The following is a 15,976-nucleotide window of genomic DNA, read 5'->3' as shown; positions in this document are numbered from 1 at the left end:
CCGATGAAGCTGCCTCCATGTCGCTGCTCCCATATCGCTGCTCCCATGTCGCTGCCCCATGTCGCTGCCCCATGTCGCTAGCCCGATAACGCTGCCCGCATGACGCCACCCCCATGAAGCCGCCCCGCTCTCGCCCGCCCCGCATCCGCTCCATGCAGGCGCGACTGACGCTGCTGCTGGGCGCCATCGCTTTGCTGGTTTCCAGCCTGGCGGGCGCGACCTTGTTCTGGGCGTTGAAGCGTGAAGTGGAACGCCAGGAAATTACCGAGGTCAGCGGCAAGCTTGAACTGATCGACCACCTGATCGACATGCAGAACAGCGCCAGCGGCCTGCACGACCTGGCCGCCACCTTCGACGAGATGCGCGCCGGGCAGGGCCAGCTGGGCATCTGGATCGTGGACGCGCAAGGCCATGCCGTCTACGGCGGGCCGCCGCCCGACACGCTGGAAACGGTGGACGGCCGGCAGGTGGTGCTGCAAAGCGCCGACGGCGGCCGCATGCGTGGCCTGCGCGTGGCCATGAACGACCGCATCCTGCCCGGCGCCCACCTGACGGTGGCCGTCAGCACCCGCACCAGCGGGCAATTTTTGTACGCCTACGGCACCGCGCTGGTGCTGATCTGCGCGCTGTGGGTCGGCGCGACGGTCGTGCTGGCGGCCTGGGCGGTGCGCCGCAGCATGGCGCCCACCCGACGCCTGTCCGAGCAGGCCGCGCGTATCCAGCCCGACAACCTGGCGCATCGGCTGCCGCTGGCCGACACCGACCGCGAACTGCATGATCTGGTCATATCGTTCAACCGCACGCTGGAACGGCTGCAAGCGGCCTACCAGCAGATGGAAGGCTTTAACGCCGACGTGGCGCACGAGTTGCGTACGCCGCTGGCCACGCTCATTAACGGCACCCAGGTCATGCTGTCCTCGCCACGCGATGCCGCCGAACTGCGCGACGCGCTGGCATCCAACCTGGAAGAACTGGAAGACTTGAAAACGCTGGTCAACGACATGCTGTTTCTGGCCCGCGCCGACCGTGGCGAACTGGCCGCCGACCTGGCGCCGGTATCGCTGGCCGCCGAGGCGCGCCGCGTGGCGGACTATTACGAAGCGATGTTGGAAGAGCAAGGCGTGCATCTGCGTTGCGAGGGCGATGCCAAGGTGGTGGCCAACGCCGGGCTGGTGCGCCGCGCGCTGGCCAACCTGATCGCCAACGCGATCAAAGCCACACCGGCCGGCCGGGACATCGTGGTGTTGTGCTCGGCCGTGCCGGGCGGCGCGAGGGTCGAAGTGTGCAACCCCGGCACCCCGATTCCTGCCGCCGACCTGCCCCGCATCTTCGACCGGTTCTTCCGGTCGGGCCAAAGCCGCGCCCCGCGCAGCGAAGGCCACGGGTTGGGCTTGGCCATCGTGCGCGCCATCGCCCGCATGCACGGCGGCGACGTCGACGCAACGTCGGACGCCAACGGCACGGTGGTGGGCATCACGCTGCGTGGACCGGGGGCCTTCCGGTCCGATTTCCCGCACGACGTGGCGTAGCAGTATCCGCCGGGCGGGACGTCGAACATTACAAAAACGTAATCTACGCGACAGGATCGGGTCACCGCCGCCTTCCTACAGTGTCATCACGGTCATTCCATCAAGGATTCTTGTGAAAGACGCTATGCCGCGTATCGGCCACGACACGCCCTTCGCCGCCCCACGCGCGGCTCTCTCGCGCCGCCGCTTTGTACAGGGCCTTGCCACCGGTGGCGCCTTGGCGTCGCTGGGCGCCTGGCGCTCGGCGCTGGCGGCCTCCACCGGCCCTGCCGCCACCGAACTGCGCGGCACCGAGTTCCATCTGGAAATCGGCGAGACGCCGGTGAACTTCACCGGCGCGTCCCGCAGCGCCACCACCGTCAACGGCCAATTGCCCGCGCCGCTTCTGCGCTGGCGCGAAGGCGACACCGTCACGCTGCATGTGACCAACCGGCTGCGTGAACAGACGTCGATCCACTGGCACGGCATTCTGCTGCCGTCGGACATGGACGGCGTACCCGGCCTGAGCTTTGGCGGCATCGACCCCGGCCAGACTTTCACCTACCGGTTTCCCGTGCGCCAAAGCGGCACGTACTGGTATCACAGCCACTCGGGCTTTCAGGAACAGACCGGCTTGTACGGCGCGATTGTCATCGACCCTCACCATCCGCCCGCCATCGCCGCGGACCGCGATTACACGGTGCTGTTGTCGGACTGGACGGACGAAGATCCCATGCGCGTCTTCAATAAGCTGCGCGTGATGCCCGACTACTACAACGGCATCCAGCCCAGCGTGCAGAGTTTGTCCGCCGACGCGCAAAGCCGGGGCTGGGGTCCCGCGTTGTCCGAGCGCCTGATGTGGGAACAGATGCGCATGAACCCCACGGACCTGGCCGACGTGTCGGGCGCCACCTACACGTTCCTGACCAACGGCGCGACGCCCGCCGGCAACTGGACGGGCCTGTTCAATCCGGGCGAACGCATCCGGCTGCGCTTCATCAATGGATCGGCAATGACGTACTTCGATGTGCGCATTCCCGGCTTGAAAATGACGGTGGTGGCCGCCGACGGACAGGACGTGCGGCCGGTGGACATCGAGGAATTTCGCATCGGGGTGGCCGAAACGTATGACGTGATCGTGGAACCGAAGGACGCGCGGGCCTACACGATATTCTCGCAAGCCATGGACCGCTCGGGCTATGCGCGCGCCACGCTGGCGCCGCGTGCCGGCATGCAGGCCGAGGTGCCGCAACTGGACCGCGTGCAATGGCTGGGCATGATGGACATGGGCATGGCGCATGGCGCGCCGGGTGATGTGCCCGCTGACACCGGTGCGTCGGGCCACGGCGCCATGGATCACGGCGACGCGCACGCCAAGCACCCCACGGAAGCCACGGACGCCACGCATGCCATGCCAGCCACGCCATCCGCGCAAGGTGGCATGGTGCAGGTCAAACACCCGTACCCGACGGAGCGCGGCGTGGGCAATTCCATGTTGCCGGACGTCGTATCCACGCGCCTGGACGACCCTGGCGTGGGCTTGCGCGACAACGGCCGCCGCGTGCTGACCTACGCGGACCTGCACTCGGTGCATCCTCCCGAGGACAACCGCGCGCCGTCGCGCGAAATCGAATTGCACCTGACGGGCAACATGGAACGCTACATGTGGTCGTTCAACGGCGTGAAGTTTTCGGACGCCAAACCCATCTTGCTGCGCTACGGCGAACGCGTGCGCTTCGTGCTGGTCAACGACACGATGATGACGCACCCCATCCATCTGCACGGCCTGTGGAGCGACCTGGAATCGCCCGACGGCGCGTTCCAGGTGCGCAAGCACACCATCACGCTGAACCCGGCGCAGCGCCTGAGCTACCGCGTCAGCGCCGACGCGCGCGGACTCTGGGCGTATCACTGCCACCTGCTGTATCACATGGAGGCCGGCATGTTCAGAGCGGTCGTGGTGGAGTAAATGATGAGACCCCTTACCTCTCTGATGGGCCTGTGCGCCCTGTCGATAACGCTGGCCACGACGGTCGCCTCGGCCCAATCCGCCGATGTCGATCATGGCGCGATGGATCATTCCGGCATGGATCACGGCGCGGCGCAAGCGCCCGCCCCCGCCGCAACGGATCACGGCAACATGGACCATGGCGACATGGAGCACGACGGCCCCCCCCAAGCCGCCCCGACGGCCCCCGCCGCGCCGCCCGTGGGCAGCCTGCCTGCCAGCGATGGGGCGGCCCCCGCTGGGGCGGCCGAACGCGGCTACGACAGCTACGGCATACACCCGCACATGATGGACGACATGCCGGCCTGGCAGGTGCTGTTCGACAAATTCGGCGTGTCACGCAACCGCGATGGCCAGAACACGCTGCAATGGGACGGGCGCTTCTGGTTCGGCACGGCCACCGACCGGCTGCTGGTCAAATCGGAAGGCGAACGCGAGAACGGCGAGGGCTCGGACGGTAAAGTCGAAGCGTTCTGGAGCCACGCCGTCTCGCCGTTCTGGGACCTGCAACTGGGCGCGCGCCGAGACATCGGCACCGGCCCCAAGCGCAATTGGGCCGCCATCGGCATCGAAGGCGTGCTGCCCTACAACATCGAACTGGAAACCACCGCCTACGTGGGCGCGTCGGGTCGCACGGCACTGGCGCTAAAAGCAGAGTACGACCTGTTGTTGACGCAACGACTGATCTTCACGCCCGAACTCGAAGCCAGCCTGTACGGCAAGTCCGACCCCGCGCGCGGCATCGGTTCGGGGCTGTCCGAAGGCTCGCTGTCGTTCCGGCTACGCTACGAAGTCACACGCGAATTCGCCCCGTATATCGGCGTATCCTTTGACCGGAAGTTCGGCCAGACAGCGCGCTACGCGTCCGACGCAGGCGCCAGCCGATCGCAGACTGCGCTGATGGCCGGCGTGCGATTCTGGTTTTGACGGCCGTGGCCGCATCAACGCCGCTGCCGGCACCATCACAGTCATCATCACGGTCACGGTGACGGCCAGCGTGATGGTCGCGGCGCCTATTTTTCATTTCTCTTCCCGATCGGAGCATCATGAACGTTTCCCGCCTCACCCGCCTGGTTCTTGCCGCCGCGCTGTGCGCGCCGACCTTCGTCATGGCCCAAGGCCCCGTCAAGGTCGAGGTCTGGAAGACGCCCGCCTGCGGCTGTTGCGAAGACTGGGTCAAGCACATGCGCGATAACGGCTTCACCGTCACCACACACGATGTGCAGGACACCGGCCCCATCCGCCGCAACGCGGGCATGGCTGACTACGGGTCGTGCCACACCGCGATGGTCGACGGCTATGCGGTCGAAGGCCATGTGCCGGTGCGCGACGTGCGCCGCCTGCTGCTGGAAAAGCCCGACGCGGCCGGCTTGGCCGCCCCCGGCATGCCGCTGGGATCGCCCGGCATGGACGGCCCCGAATACGGCGGCCGAAAGACGCCGCACGACGTGCTGCTGGTGGACAAGCAAGGCGGCGCGCAGGTGTACGAGGCCTACCGTTGAAACAATTCATCCACACCGCCTCAATGGCTACTCCTTGCAGTGCAGCAAAAATGCGCCACAATAAATAACACGTACTTCTCACCACCCCCTGGCAGTCATGGCAAAAATCGTCCTGTTCGAGAACATCCATCCGAGCGCCCGCGCGGTCTTCGAAGCCGCCGGCTACACCGATATCGTCACGCACGCCGCCGCATTGCCGGCGTCGCAGCTGCACGACGCCCTGCGCGGCGCGCAGGTGGCGGGGATCCGTTCTCGCACGCACCTGGATGCCGCCCTGCTGTCCAGCCCCGACCTGCGCGTGGTGGGCTGCTTTTGCATCGGCACCAACCAGGTCGACCTGGACGCGGCCATGCAGCGCGGCATCCCGGTGTTCAACGCGCCGTTTTCCAACACCCGCTCGGTTGCCGAGCTGGTGCTGGGCGAAGCCATTTTGCTGCTGCGCCGTATCCCCGAAAAGAATGCCCGCGTGCATCTGGGCCATTGGGACAAGAGCGCCGCGGGCGCCTTTGAAACCCGTGGCAAGACGCTGGGCATCGTGGGCTACGGCAACATCGGCTCGCAGATCAGCACGCTGGCCGAAGGCCTGGGCATGCGCGTCGTCTATCACGACGTCGAAGCCAAGCTGCCGCTGGGCAACGCGCGCCCCGCCGGCACGCTGAACGAGCTGCTGGAACAGGCCGACGTCGTCACCCTGCATGTGCCGGGCGGCAAGTCGACCGAAAACATCATGAACGCGGAAACCATCGCGCGCATGCGTCGCGGGTCCATCCTGATCAACGCCTCGCGCGGCGCCGTGGTGGACATCGATGCGCTGCACGCGGCGCTGAAGTCCGGCCATCTGGCCGGGGCGGCGCTGGACGTGTTCCCGACCGAACCCAAGAGCGCGGACGAGCCCTTGGCCAGCCCGCTGATCGGCATGCCCAACGTCATCCTGACCCCGCACATCGGCGGCAGCACGCAGGAATCGCAAGAGAACATCGGCCGCGAAGTGGCTGAAAAACTGGTGCGTTTCCTGCAAGCCGGCACCACCAAGGGCGCGGTCAACTTCCCCGAACTGCCGTACCTGGAACCGGCCGGCGCCACCCGCATCCTGCACGTGCACCGCAACGCGCCGGGCGCGTTGGGCACGCTGGACAACCTGATGGCGCAACACGGGCTGAACATCGTCAGCCAGACGCTGCAAACCAAGGGTCAGATCGGCTACGTGATCACCGACGTGGAAGGCCAGGTGGATGACATCGTCATGACGACGCTGCGCAGCCACCCCATCACGGTCCGCTGCGACCGGCTGTAAGGCAGTAAAGCCCGACAGGCGCGTGGCCCGGTCCGCAAAGTACGCGGTTCGGGCCACGCGCTTTTTTATTGCGCGCTCAGGATCGTGGCGGTGGCTGTGTTGGGGTCTGCGCGGCCGCCACCAGGCATTCCGCCATTTTCTCGCGCACGCTGCCGCTGTCGAAAGGCAGGCGGCCGATGATGCCGATGTCCCGGTGAAACGCATGTTCCTCCAGCGGCACCAGCCGCAAGCCCGTCAGATCCAGGCCACGCAATTGCGGCAATAGCGCCACGCCCAGGCCGTGCCGCACCAGGTTGGCGATGGCGTCAATCTCGTCCAGTTCGACGGCCTCGTGCACATTGATGCGGTGTTTCTTCAGAAAGATATCCACCACGCGCCCGCCGAACGACGCCCGGTCGTAGCGGATGAAAGGCTGCGTGGCCAGCACATCGCGCCACGGCGCCAGCGGCATGGCCTCGGGCATGGCCAGCACCACGGGTTCGCTCAGCAGGCGCTGCCAACCCAGCTCGGGCGGCAACGCGAAGGGCGGGCGGATCAGCACCGCCATGTCCACTTCGCCCGCGTCCACCTGACCCAGCAGGGACAGCGAAACGCCGGGCACGATGCGCACCCGCACGTCGGGATACACCGCCCGAAAGCGGCCCAGCGCGTCCACCAGCAAATCGTGCTGCACCGAGGCGATGGCGCCGATGCGCAATGACCCGCTCACGTGTCCCGCCCCGGCCGTGGTGACCAGGCGCTCGGCCATGGCCACCAGTTCTTCGGCCTGCGGCAGCATCTCGCGGCCATGGGCGTTCAGCACCGCCGCGCGCGCGCCCCGGTCAAATAGCGCCACCCCCAGATATTCCTCCAGCCGCTTGATCTGGGCGCTGACGGCGGACTGCGTCAAACCCAGGTGCGTGCCGGCGCCGGTGAAAGTGCCATCCCGGGCCACGGCAATGAAGGTCTTGAATTCTTTGATCACGAACAATCAATTTTTTTGGGTCTAAGGCACAAAAAATATCGTTTTTCAATCAAAAAAACAATCCCTAAACTAGGCGCTGGTGCTAAATACAGCACGCTGCACCCTGCGGGGATCCGCAGTCCGACTTTTTGAATGACCCGGAGTTTTCATGACCGCCCAAACCAACCTGCCGCCGTTCCACTTGGCCTTTCCGGTCCGCGACCTGGCCGAAGCCCGCGCCTTCTACGGCGAAAAGCTGGGCTGTCCGGAGGGCCGTAGCTCGCCCGAATGGATCGACTTCAACTTTTACGGCCACCAGATCGTTGCCCACCTGGCCCCCAGCGAATGCGGCCACAACGCGACCAGCGCCGTGGACTCGCACAACGTGCCGGTCCGCCATTTCGGCGCGGTGTTGTCGATGGAGCAGTGGGAAGCCATGTCCAAGCGCCTGATCGACGCGGGCACGGAATTCGTCATCGAGCCCTACATCCGCTTCAAGGGCGAAGTCGGCGAACAAGCCACGATGTTCTTCCTGGATCCGTCGGGCAACGCCCTGGAATTCAAGGCGTTCAAGAACATGGATTCGCTGTTCGCCAAGTAATTCCGCCGACCGCGCGCAACCGGCCTGACCGGCCGGTTTACGCGCTGCGATAACGCGGGTTTGCCTCTTGCGCGGCCTGTTCGGCGGCTTCGAGATACGCCTCGATAATGCTGGGCAGCACTTCGTGCACATAGGTGCGCGTGAGCTGGGCCGCGCGGTCCACATCGCGGTTGGCCAGCGCCAGCGTAATGCCGTGGGTGTACGACTGGATGGTGTGGTTTTCCATCGAGCGGCGGGCCAGCAGGAATCGCAGCGGCTCGACCTGCTCGTAAAGCTTGCTCAACATGCTGGTCAGCGGCGTGTTGCCGGTGTAGCGGGCGCAAGCCAGATAGAACTCGCGCGCGGCGGCGATGCAGGCGCGCGCGTCTTGCTTGGCCATCGATGTGGCGATGGCCTCGTCGTAGCCGCGCAGCTCGGCCACCAGCGGCGCCAGGTCGTCCATGTCGGCCAATTGCCGCAGGCAATAGGCCTCAAGCTCGGCGCGCAGCTGGTACAGATGGCGGATTTGCGTTTCGGTATAGAGCGTGGCCCGAAAGCCCTTGCGTTGGATATGCGTGACCAGGCCGCCCAATTCCAGCAGCCGCAAGGCTTCGCGGATGGGGCTGCGGCTGGTGCCGAATCGCTGTTCCAGCTCTTGCTCGCGCAAGGGCTGACCGGGCCGGATAGTGCCGTCCACTATCAATTCACGAATCTGTTCCTGAAGAAAATACGGAATCGTGGCGGGCGCTTTTACGTCCAATCGGCTCCCCTTGACTGCCCGAGGCATGTGTTGAGAGACCGAAAGATACTAGAAATTTATTGAAACACAAATAAGAAAATTGTTGCAGAGGCCCGGCGCGGCCCCCCGGTAGGCGGAACCTGAGGCACTGCGGCGAGCACTGCGGCAGGCTCAGTCCCAGTCGTCGCGATACACGAACTTGGGCATCTGCCAGTTAAAGCGCAATGCCAGCAGGCGCAGGGCCAGGCCCGCCGCCAGCGCCAGCGGCACGGCCGCGTTGGCCGACAGCCCCAACGACTGCCCGCCCAGATACAAGGCCCCGGTCACCACGGACACGCTGGCGTAAAGCTCCTTGCGAAACAGCAGCGGCACCTCGTTGCAGAGCACGTCGCGCAGCACCCCGCCCGCGCACCCGGTGATCATGCCGCTGATGAGCACGACCGTGATCGGCAGCTGCATCATCTGCGCCACCTGGCAACCGATCACGGTGAACGCCACCAGCCCCAGCGCGTCGGCCAGCAGGAACAGGCTGCGCAGGCGCCGCATCACCGGCGCGATCAGGGCGGTCAGAATCGCCGCGCCGCCGGTCATCCACAGATACTCCGGGTGGATGACCCAGGTAAGCGGGTAATGCCCCAGCAAGACGTCGCGCAGCGAACCGCCGCCCAGCGCCGTCACGCACGCAATGATGCACACCCCCATCCAGTCCATGTCGCGCCGGCCGGCCGACAACGCCGCGGTCATCGCCTCGGCCACGATGGCGACCAGGTACAACGTGTGCAGCAACAAGGGGGAAATGTCAGAAAGCATGGGGAAGAATCAAGAAAGCCGGTGATGTAACCCGCCCATTGTATTGAGCCTGACCCCGCGCAAGCGGCCATTGCGGCGCCCGACCTCATCGCTTACGCTGGTCCGTGCGTTGATATCGATCAATCCCCAGTCCGCGTCGCGGCGAGACAATGGGGCATTGCCCCCGCAAGGGAGGTACCTGCCAGGCTGGCGGACGCGGGAGTCGCCACTCTGGCTACAACCGGGAGATAACGTATGACACAGCAAATCGGCCCCATCCTGTTGGCCACGGACCTGAGCGCGCGCGGCGATCGCGCCCTGGACCGTGCCTTGCAGTTGACGAAAGAACTGGGCACCAAACTGATCGTGTTGCACGTCATGGAGAACCATGCCAACTCGGCGCGCCTGACCACCCCGGTCTGGCGGCGGCTGTCCAGCGACCACAAGGCCCTGGCCGAACGTGAGCTGGCGGAAGACCTGGCCGCCGCCGATGTGCCGACCGAAGTGGTAGTGGTGTCGGGCGATCCGCTGGCGCACATCACGGAAACGGCCGACAGCTTTGGCTGCTCGCTGATCGTCACCGGCACCGCGCGCGACGAAACGCTGGGTCGGCTGCTGTTGGGCACCACCGTCGAAAAGCTGGTGCGCCAGGCGCGCCAGCCCGTGCTGGTGGTCAAGACCCGGCCGCGTCGGCCGTACCGCGACGTGCTGGTCGCCACTGACTTCTCCGACGGCTCGCGCCATGCGTTGCGCGCGGCGCTGCAACTGGTGCCCAACGCCAACCTGACGCTGTTCCACGCGTATGACGTGCCGTTCCAGGGCAAGCACACCCCCGAAGACGCCGTCTCGCGCAGCTTTCACCAGGAAGCCGAGCAAAGCGCGCGCGAGTTCACGGCCAGTACGCCGGAACTGGCGGGGCTGACGCCGCCCAAGGTGGTGCTGGAAGCGGGCCAGCCGGAGACGGTCTTGTCGGAATATTCCTTCCACCACCGCTCGGACCTGGTCGTGACCGGCACGCATGGCCGCACCGGCATCCTGCGCACCGCCATCGGCAGCGTGGCCGAACGCCTGCTGGAATCGTTGCCCAGCGACGTGCTGATCGTCCGCCTGCACGACGAAGACTGACGCCGAACGCGGGTCGACAATAAAAAGGCGGCGCCTGGTGCGCCGCCTTTTTCATGGGCTGAGGCCTGCCTTCAGGCCTGGTCGCCCTGCTTTTCCATCGCGTCGATCGTGCCGCGCAGCCTATGCAGCAGCACGAGCCCCGGCAGCGCGATCAGCACCGTCAGCAGGAAAAACCCCGGCCAGTCCAGGCGCTCGACCAGCGGCGGAGTCAGCGGCCCCGCCAGATAGGTACGGCCCACGGCCGACAGCGCCGACAGCAACGCAAACTGGGTCGCCGAAAACCGGCGCTGGCACAGCGCCATCAACAAGCCCACGAACGAAGCCGTGCCCAGTCCGCCACACAGGTTTTCAATGCCGACGCCAGCCGCCATCAGCGACAGGTTCTTGGGGCTGACCGCGATCAGCCAATACGCCAGGTTCGACACCGCCTGCAACAGCCCGAAGGCCATCAGCGACCGATACAAGCCCCAGCGAGCCATCAGCGAGCCACCCGCCAGCGCCCCCACGATGGTGGCCGCCAGGCCCAGCACCTTGTTCACGGTGCCGACCTCGGTAGGCGTGAAGCCCGCGCCCCGGATCAGGAACGTGGTGGACAGCGCACCCGCGAACGCGTCGCCCAGCTTGTACAGCACGATCAGCAGCAGGATCGCCAGCGCGCCGCGGCGCGTGAAGAATTCGTGCAGGGGCTCGCCAATGGCCGCGCCCAGCGTACGAGGCGCGTGGGCGACGTGCTCGGGCTCGGGCGCCAGCAGCGTGGCCACCGCGCACAGCAGCATCAGCGCACCCATCAGGACATAGGTGTAGCCCCAGCCGATCCATTGGTCCGCCAGGATCAGCGCCAGCCCGCCGGAGGCGATCATCGCCAGCCGGTAGCCCATCACCTTCACGGCCGCGCCCGCGCCCCGTTCTTCCTTGCGCAGCACGTCAGTGCAATAAGCGTCGAACGCGATGTCCTGCGTGGCGGACAGGAAAGCGACCACCACCGCCAGCAAAGCCAGCGGCATCAAGGCGTTGGACGGCGACAGCGCGCCCATTGCCATGATGGTGATGGCCAGCAACAGCTGCGTCACCAGCATCCAGCCGCGCCGCCGGCCGAGCAGCGGCGGCACATAGCGGTCAACGAAGGGAGCCCAAAGAAACTTGAGGGTGTAGGCGGTGCCCACCAGCGTGAGGAAACCAATTTCCTGCAGCGGCACGTTTTCGACCGTGGCCCAGGCCTGCAAGGTACCGCCGGTCAGCGCCAAGGGCAGTCCGCTGGCAAAGCCCAGGACCAGCAAGGGGGCCACGCGGGGGCTGGTATAGACGTTGGATACAGCGGTGATGACGGTCTCCTGAAACGCGCCGCACGGCGCAACAGGCGTTGCGTCGCGGGCTTGCGGCATTTTAGGGCCTGTTGCCGCGCGCCGTCAGGAGGATCGGTGTCGGAATGTCAGGGCGTGGCAAAACGGTACACCGCCAGCGTGCTGCGCCAGCTGGGAAACAGCTTGACCTCGTGGCCTTCGTTGAACGTGGCGCGTTCAAGAATGCGCAGGTTCAGTTCGCCAGCCAGCTGTTCGAAATCGCGCAGCGTGCACAGGTGGATGTTCGGCGTGTTGTACCACTGATAGGGCATCTGGCCGGTGACCGGCATGCGCCCCCGCAAGATGGCCCAGCCATGCGGCCAGTAGCCGAAGTTGGGAAACGACACGATGCCGTGACGCGCCACGCGCGCCATTTCCCGCAGGATGTGTTCGGTGCGGTGCATGGACTGCAAGGTCTGCGACAACACCACGGTATCGAACTGTTTGTCGTCAAACAGCGCCAGCCCGTCTTCCAGGTTCTGCTGAATGACTTCCACCCCGCGCCGCACGCACGCGATCACGCAGGTGTCGTCCAGTTCAACGCCCGCGCCGCGCACCTGGCAGTGGTCGCGCAGGTGCGCCAGCAGCGCGCCGTCGCCGCAGCCCAGGTCCAGGACGCGGCTGCCCGGTTCGATCCAGCCGGCGATGCGCGCCAGGTCAGGCCGCAGCGCGGCATGGGCATAGCGGGGGGTCACGGGATTCATTCGGTGCGTCCTTCGGTCTGCGCGGCGTCAGCGGTCAGGCCAAGTTCGCGCGCGATGCGTTCGTAGTAGCCACGGACCACCGCGTGATAGCGGGCGTCTTCCAGCAGGAAGGCGTCGTGCCCGTGCGGCGCATCGATTTCGGCGTAGGTGACGGGGCTGGCGTTCTTGAGCAGCGCGCGCACGATTTCGCGTGATCGCTCGGGCGGGAAACGCCAATCGGTCGAAAACGACACCAACAGGAAATCGGCCTTGGCAGGCGCCAGCGCGCGCGCCAGGTCGCCGCCCGTGGTGCGGGCCGGGTCGAAATAATCCAGCGCCCGCGTGATCAGCAGATAGGTATTGGCGTCGAAATAACGGGTGAACTTCTCGCCCTGATAACGCAGGTAAGACTCCACTTCGAATTCGACGTCGTAGCCGTAGTGGTAGGCGCCGTTTTCGGCCGGCGCGCGTTGGGCGCGGCCGAATTTTTCGGCCATGTCGTCATCGGACAGGTAGGTGATGTGGCCGATCATGCGGGCCACCGACAGGCCCCGGCGCGGCACCGTGTCTTCGGCGTAGTAGTCGCCGCCGTGGAAATCCGGGTCGGTAATGATGGCGCGGCGCGCCACTTCGTTAAAGCCGATGTTCTGCGCCGACAGGCGCGGCGTGCTGGCGATCACCACGCAGTTGGCCACGCGGTCGGGCAAGGTGATGGCCCAGCTCAGCGCCTGCATGCCGCCCAGCGATCCGCCCATCACGGCGGCAAAGCGTTCGATACCGAAGTGGTCGGCCACGCGGGCTTGGGCGCGTACCCAGTCTTCCACTGTCAGCACCGGAAACGCCGCGCCCCAGGGCTTGCCCGTGGCCGGATTGATGCTGGCCGGCCCGGTCGAACCGAAGCACGAGCCCAGGTTGTTGACGCCGATGACGAAGTAGATATTGGTGTCCACCGGCTTGCCGGGGCCGACCATGTTGTCCCACCAGCCCACATCGCTGGGGTTGTCGGCCGCTTGCCCGGCGACGTGGTGCGACGCGTTCAGCGCGTGGCAGATCAGCACGGCATTGGTGCGCTGCGCGTTGAGCGTGCCGTAGGTTTCCACGGCAAGTTCGTAGGCAGCCAACGATTGGCCGCTAAGCAACGGCAGCGGTTCATCGAAGCGGATGAAGGTGGGTGCGACCAGGCCGACGGAACCGGGATCAACGGTGTCGGAGGTCGTGACGGTGGCGGGAGCGAACCCGCTGGCCGGATCAGCGGCCAAATCAGCGGCCGAATCACCGGCCAAATGTTGGGCAGGAGTGGTCATACGGACCTCTTTAGCTGGATTTATTGGAAGGCGCCCGCAAGCGGATCAGGCAAATCGGCGCCGAAATATGGATGCTGCATTGGGTGCAGCGACAGGAATTCTAGCATTGCCGGCAGATGCTGCAAGGGCGCCGGCCTGGTGCGAAAATGCGTGTTATCCGCGACATCCCCTGCCCGCCTTCGTTACGCGGGCGCGCGAATCGCCCCTCTGACAGGAAGGATATGGCTCACATCTATCTGGACGAACTGCAACACCTGGCCGCCGCCGCGCTGGCTGCCGCTGGGGCCAACCCGGCCATGGCCGACAGCACCGCGCGCGCCCTGGTTTTCGCGGAAAGCCAGGGCATCAGTTCGCACGGCCTGTCGCGCGTGCCGTTCTACGCGGGGCATTTGCGCGCGGGGCGCGCCATCGGTTCGGCCGTGCCGCGCATCGTGCACGAACGCGGCGGCGCGGCGCTGATCGATGCGGGCTCGGGGCTGGCATTTCCGGCCTGCGCGATGGCCGTCGAGCAAGCGGCCGTGCGCGCCCGCGAACATGGCATCGCCTTCATCGGCGTGGCCAACAGCCACCATTTTGGCGAAGCGGCCTATCACCTGGAGGCGCTGGCGGACGCCGGGCTGGTGGCGCTGGCGCTGAGCAATTCGCCAGCCGCCATGCCCGCCTGGGGCGGCAAGCGGCCGCTGTTCGGCACCAACCCCATCGCCGCGATCTTCCCCCGCCGCAATGGCGCCCGACTGGTCATCGACCTGTCGCTGTCGCAAGTGGCGCGCGGCAAGCTGATGATCGCCGCGCGCGACAACCAGCCCATTCCACTGGGCTGGGCGCTGGACGCCAATGGCGAACCCACTACCGATCCAAAGGCCGGGCTGGCCGGCAGCATGCTGCCCGCGGGTGGCGTCAAGGGCGCGATGCTGGCGCTGATTGTGGAATTGCTGGCCTGCGCGCTGACGGGCGCGCACTTCGGTTTCGAAACCGAATCGTTCTTCGTCGATGCCGGCGGCCCCGCTCAACTGGGGCAGGCGTTCATGGCGATCGACCCCGGCGCGCTGGCGGGCAACAACGCCTATCTGGAACGTGTCGAAACGCTGGTGGACGCCATGCTGGAAGATGATGGCGTGCGCCTGCCGGGCGACCGCCGCCGCAAGTTGCGCGACGAAGCGATCAAGCACGGCGTGGACGTTCCTGACCCGCTGATGGCGCAACTGCGCGACATGGCCGGCGTGGCCTGACTGCCCGGCGGGTATTGCGTCGTCAGGCGCCGTGGGTGAACCAGAGCATCAGCGGCGCCAGCAGCAGGAACACCACGGTCGACACCAGCACGGCGCCCGCCGCCGTGTCGCCCAGCGTCGTGTAGCGCTTGGCGTACATGTAGCTGACCACCGCGCACGGCATGGCCATCTGCAAGGTCAGCGCGCCGGCCAGCACGGGCTCAAGGTCCAGCGCCCACACCACGGCCAACCCCGCCGCCAAGCCCACCACCAGCCGTATCGCGGCCACCTTGGCGCCGTCGCGCAGGCCGTTGGACGGGATCAGGGCCAAGGCGTGGCCCAGGCTCAACAGCATCAAGGGCACGGTCACCGCGCCCAGCATATGGGCCGTATCAATGACCCAGGCGGGCACCGGCACATGCAGCAGCCGCAATGCCACCGCCACCACCGAGGCCAGCAAAATGGGGCTTTTCCAGCTGCCCTTGGTATTGACGCCCGGCAACAGCCGCACGGCAATGGTGTGCATGACGAAAGAATTGACCGCGAAGAACGCCACCGCCACCGACAGGCCCGCGTCACCGAACGCCAACTGAGAGATAGGCAGGCCCAGGTTGCCGGCGTTGGGCAGGCTTGCCGTGGGCAGCAAGGTGCGCACCGGCAGCTTCCACACTTTGAGCAGCAGCGCGCCGACCAGCGCACACAGCAGCAACGCCGCGACGGTGGCGATCGCCACATCCGCCAGCGCGCGGTCATCCAGGTGCGTCGTCACAAAGGTATGGAACACCAGCGCAGGCGTGGTCACGGACGTCACCAATGTGGTGATGAACGCGCCGCCAAAGGGGATATCGCGCTTGCCCCACAGCACCCCGATGCCCACGCAAGACAACAGAGGCAGCATCAGCACGATGGCTGACAGGTAGAACTGGGCGATGGCCAACATACAACTATTCCGT

At 66.1% G+C, this 15,976-nt stretch carries 15 protein-coding genes and 1 riboswitch; of the genes, 8 read left to right on the top strand and 7 right to left on the bottom strand.

The features are described from left to right. Window positions 1-113: 113 nt before the first annotated feature. From KYT87_RS02120 to serA, 5 genes are all read left to right on the top strand, one after another. Window positions 114-1,529 carry a heavy metal sensor histidine kinase gene (locus KYT87_RS02120; RefSeq protein ID WP_219991619.1) on the top strand — a complete coding sequence of 472 codons (1,416 nt, stop codon included), beginning with the start codon at window positions 114-116 and terminating at the stop codon, window positions 1,527-1,529. Window positions 1,530-1,653: 124 nt separating this feature from the next. After that, complete coding sequence (locus KYT87_RS02115) at window positions 1,654-3,477, top strand: copper resistance system multicopper oxidase (RefSeq protein WP_219992584.1); 1,824 nt, start codon at window positions 1,654-1,656, stop codon at window positions 3,475-3,477. A 3-nt stretch (window positions 3,478-3,480) separates the two neighbouring features. Further along, complete coding sequence (locus KYT87_RS02110; protein ID WP_370638744.1) at window positions 3,481-4,443, top strand: copper resistance protein B; 963 nt, start codon at window positions 3,481-3,483, stop codon at window positions 4,441-4,443. Window positions 4,444-4,562: 119 nt separating this feature from the next. Continuing rightward, window positions 4,563-5,018 carry a DUF411 domain-containing protein gene (locus KYT87_RS02105; RefSeq protein ID WP_219991617.1) on the top strand — a complete coding sequence of 152 codons (456 nt, stop codon included), beginning with the start codon at window positions 4,563-4,565 and terminating at the stop codon, window positions 5,016-5,018. A gap of 97 nt (window positions 5,019-5,115) precedes the next feature. After that, on the top strand, window positions 5,116-6,312 hold the full coding sequence (gene serA, locus KYT87_RS02100) for a phosphoglycerate dehydrogenase (protein ID WP_046806577.1): 1,197 nt from the start codon (window positions 5,116-5,118) through the stop codon (window positions 6,310-6,312). Between the two features lie 76 nt (window positions 6,313-6,388). Here serA and KYT87_RS02095 read toward each other — a convergent pair whose 3' ends face one another. Next, complete coding sequence (locus tag KYT87_RS02095; RefSeq protein WP_189371578.1) at window positions 6,389-7,276, bottom strand: LysR substrate-binding domain-containing protein; 888 nt, start codon at window positions 7,274-7,276, stop codon at window positions 6,389-6,391. A gap of 148 nt (window positions 7,277-7,424) precedes the next feature. Here KYT87_RS02095 and KYT87_RS02090 point away from each other — a divergent pair, with 148 nt between their 5' ends. Then, the gene (locus tag KYT87_RS02090) at window positions 7,425-7,856 is read left to right on the top strand and encodes a VOC family protein (RefSeq protein WP_046806579.1); all 432 of its coding nucleotides are present in this window, start codon (window positions 7,425-7,427) and stop codon (window positions 7,854-7,856) included. Window positions 7,857-7,893: 37 nt separating this feature from the next. Here KYT87_RS02090 and KYT87_RS02085 read toward each other — a convergent pair whose 3' ends face one another. Together KYT87_RS02085 and KYT87_RS02080 are read right to left on the bottom strand one after the other, a co-directional pair. After that, complete coding sequence (locus KYT87_RS02085; RefSeq protein WP_255444675.1) at window positions 7,894-8,595, bottom strand: GntR family transcriptional regulator; 702 nt, start codon at window positions 8,593-8,595, stop codon at window positions 7,894-7,896. Between the two features lie 150 nt (window positions 8,596-8,745). Further along, the gene (locus tag KYT87_RS02080) at window positions 8,746-9,384 is read right to left on the bottom strand and encodes a trimeric intracellular cation channel family protein (RefSeq protein WP_046806581.1); all 639 of its coding nucleotides are present in this window, start codon (window positions 9,382-9,384) and stop codon (window positions 8,746-8,748) included. A gap of 234 nt (window positions 9,385-9,618) precedes the next feature. On the opposite strand from KYT87_RS02080, the gene KYT87_RS02075 reads away from it, so the two are divergent. Then, entirely contained in the window at window positions 9,619-10,488 is an 870-nt protein-coding gene (locus tag KYT87_RS02075) for a universal stress protein (protein ID WP_046806582.1), read from the top strand. 71 nt (window positions 10,489-10,559) lie between these two features. Here KYT87_RS02075 and KYT87_RS02070 read toward each other — a convergent pair whose 3' ends face one another. From KYT87_RS02070 to KYT87_RS02060, 3 genes are all read right to left on the bottom strand, one after another. After that, window positions 10,560-11,774 (bottom strand): muropeptide transporter, encoded by a 1,215-nt coding sequence (locus KYT87_RS02070; protein WP_255594141.1) that lies wholly within the window; start codon window positions 11,772-11,774, stop codon window positions 10,560-10,562. Between the two features lie 143 nt (window positions 11,775-11,917). Continuing rightward, window positions 11,918-12,532 (bottom strand): methionine biosynthesis protein MetW, encoded by a 615-nt coding sequence (gene metW / locus KYT87_RS02065; protein WP_219991616.1) that lies wholly within the window; start codon window positions 12,530-12,532, stop codon window positions 11,918-11,920. Then, window positions 12,529-13,815: a homoserine O-acetyltransferase gene (locus KYT87_RS02060; protein ID WP_219991615.1), complete on the bottom strand. Its 1,287-nt coding sequence runs from the start codon at window positions 13,813-13,815 to the stop codon at window positions 12,529-12,531. Before KYT87_RS02060 ends, metW begins: the two co-directional genes overlap by 4 nt. Then, window positions 13,805-13,886, bottom strand: a riboswitch (SAM riboswitch). It overlaps the preceding gene by 11 nt. Before the next feature lie 150 nt (window positions 13,887-14,036). Between KYT87_RS02060 and KYT87_RS02055 the strand changes: the two genes are divergently transcribed. Beyond that, window positions 14,037-15,044: an Ldh family oxidoreductase gene (locus KYT87_RS02055; protein WP_046806584.1), complete on the top strand. Its 1,008-nt coding sequence runs from the start codon at window positions 14,037-14,039 to the stop codon at window positions 15,042-15,044. A gap of 22 nt (window positions 15,045-15,066) precedes the next feature. On the opposite strand, the gene KYT87_RS02050 is transcribed toward KYT87_RS02055, so the two are convergent. Next, window positions 15,067-15,963 (bottom strand): AEC family transporter, encoded by an 897-nt coding sequence (locus KYT87_RS02050; RefSeq protein WP_046806585.1) that lies wholly within the window; start codon window positions 15,961-15,963, stop codon window positions 15,067-15,069. Between the last annotated feature and the right edge of the window lie 13 nt (window positions 15,964-15,976).

Origin of the sequence: Achromobacter sp. ES-001, assembly GCF_019448355.1 — a bacterium.
GTDB classification, from domain to species: domain Bacteria; phylum Pseudomonadota; class Gammaproteobacteria; order Burkholderiales; family Burkholderiaceae_B; genus Achromobacter; species Achromobacter spanius_B.
The sequence above is the reverse complement of the archived record's forward strand: the minus strand, read 5'-3'. Positions and strand labels throughout refer to the sequence as shown.

Excerpts from the sequence above, each read along its gene's own strand:
- KYT87_RS02120 (WP_219991619.1), top strand. The coding sequence starts at position 114 with ATGAAGCCGCCCCGCTCTCGCCCGCCCCGCATCCGCTCCATGCAGGCG.
- KYT87_RS02115 (WP_219992584.1), top strand. The coding sequence starts at position 1,654 with ATGCCGCGTATCGGCCACGACACGCCCTTCGCCGCCCCACGCGCGGCT.
- KYT87_RS02110 (WP_370638744.1), top strand. The coding sequence starts at position 3,481 with ATGAGACCCCTTACCTCTCTGATGGGCCTGTGCGCCCTGTCGATAACG.
- KYT87_RS02105 (WP_219991617.1), top strand. The coding sequence starts at position 4,563 with ATGAACGTTTCCCGCCTCACCCGCCTGGTTCTTGCCGCCGCGCTGTGC.
- serA (WP_046806577.1), top strand. The coding sequence starts at position 5,116 with ATGGCAAAAATCGTCCTGTTCGAGAACATCCATCCGAGCGCCCGCGCG.
- KYT87_RS02090 (WP_046806579.1), top strand. The coding sequence starts at position 7,425 with ATGACCGCCCAAACCAACCTGCCGCCGTTCCACTTGGCCTTTCCGGTC.
- KYT87_RS02080 (WP_046806581.1), bottom strand. The coding sequence starts at position 9,384 with ATGCTTTCTGACATTTCCCCCTTGTTGCTGCACACGTTGTACCTGGTC.
- KYT87_RS02075 (WP_046806582.1), top strand. The coding sequence starts at position 9,619 with ATGACACAGCAAATCGGCCCCATCCTGTTGGCCACGGACCTGAGCGCG.
- metW (WP_219991616.1), bottom strand. The coding sequence starts at position 12,532 with ATGAATCCCGTGACCCCCCGCTATGCCCATGCCGCGCTGCGGCCTGAC.
- KYT87_RS02060 (WP_219991615.1), bottom strand. The coding sequence starts at position 13,815 with ATGACCACTCCTGCCCAACATTTGGCCGGTGATTCGGCCGCTGATTTG.
- KYT87_RS02055 (WP_046806584.1), top strand. The coding sequence starts at position 14,037 with ATGGCTCACATCTATCTGGACGAACTGCAACACCTGGCCGCCGCCGCG.
- KYT87_RS02050 (WP_046806585.1), bottom strand. The coding sequence starts at position 15,963 with ATGTTGGCCATCGCCCAGTTCTACCTGTCAGCCATCGTGCTGATGCTG.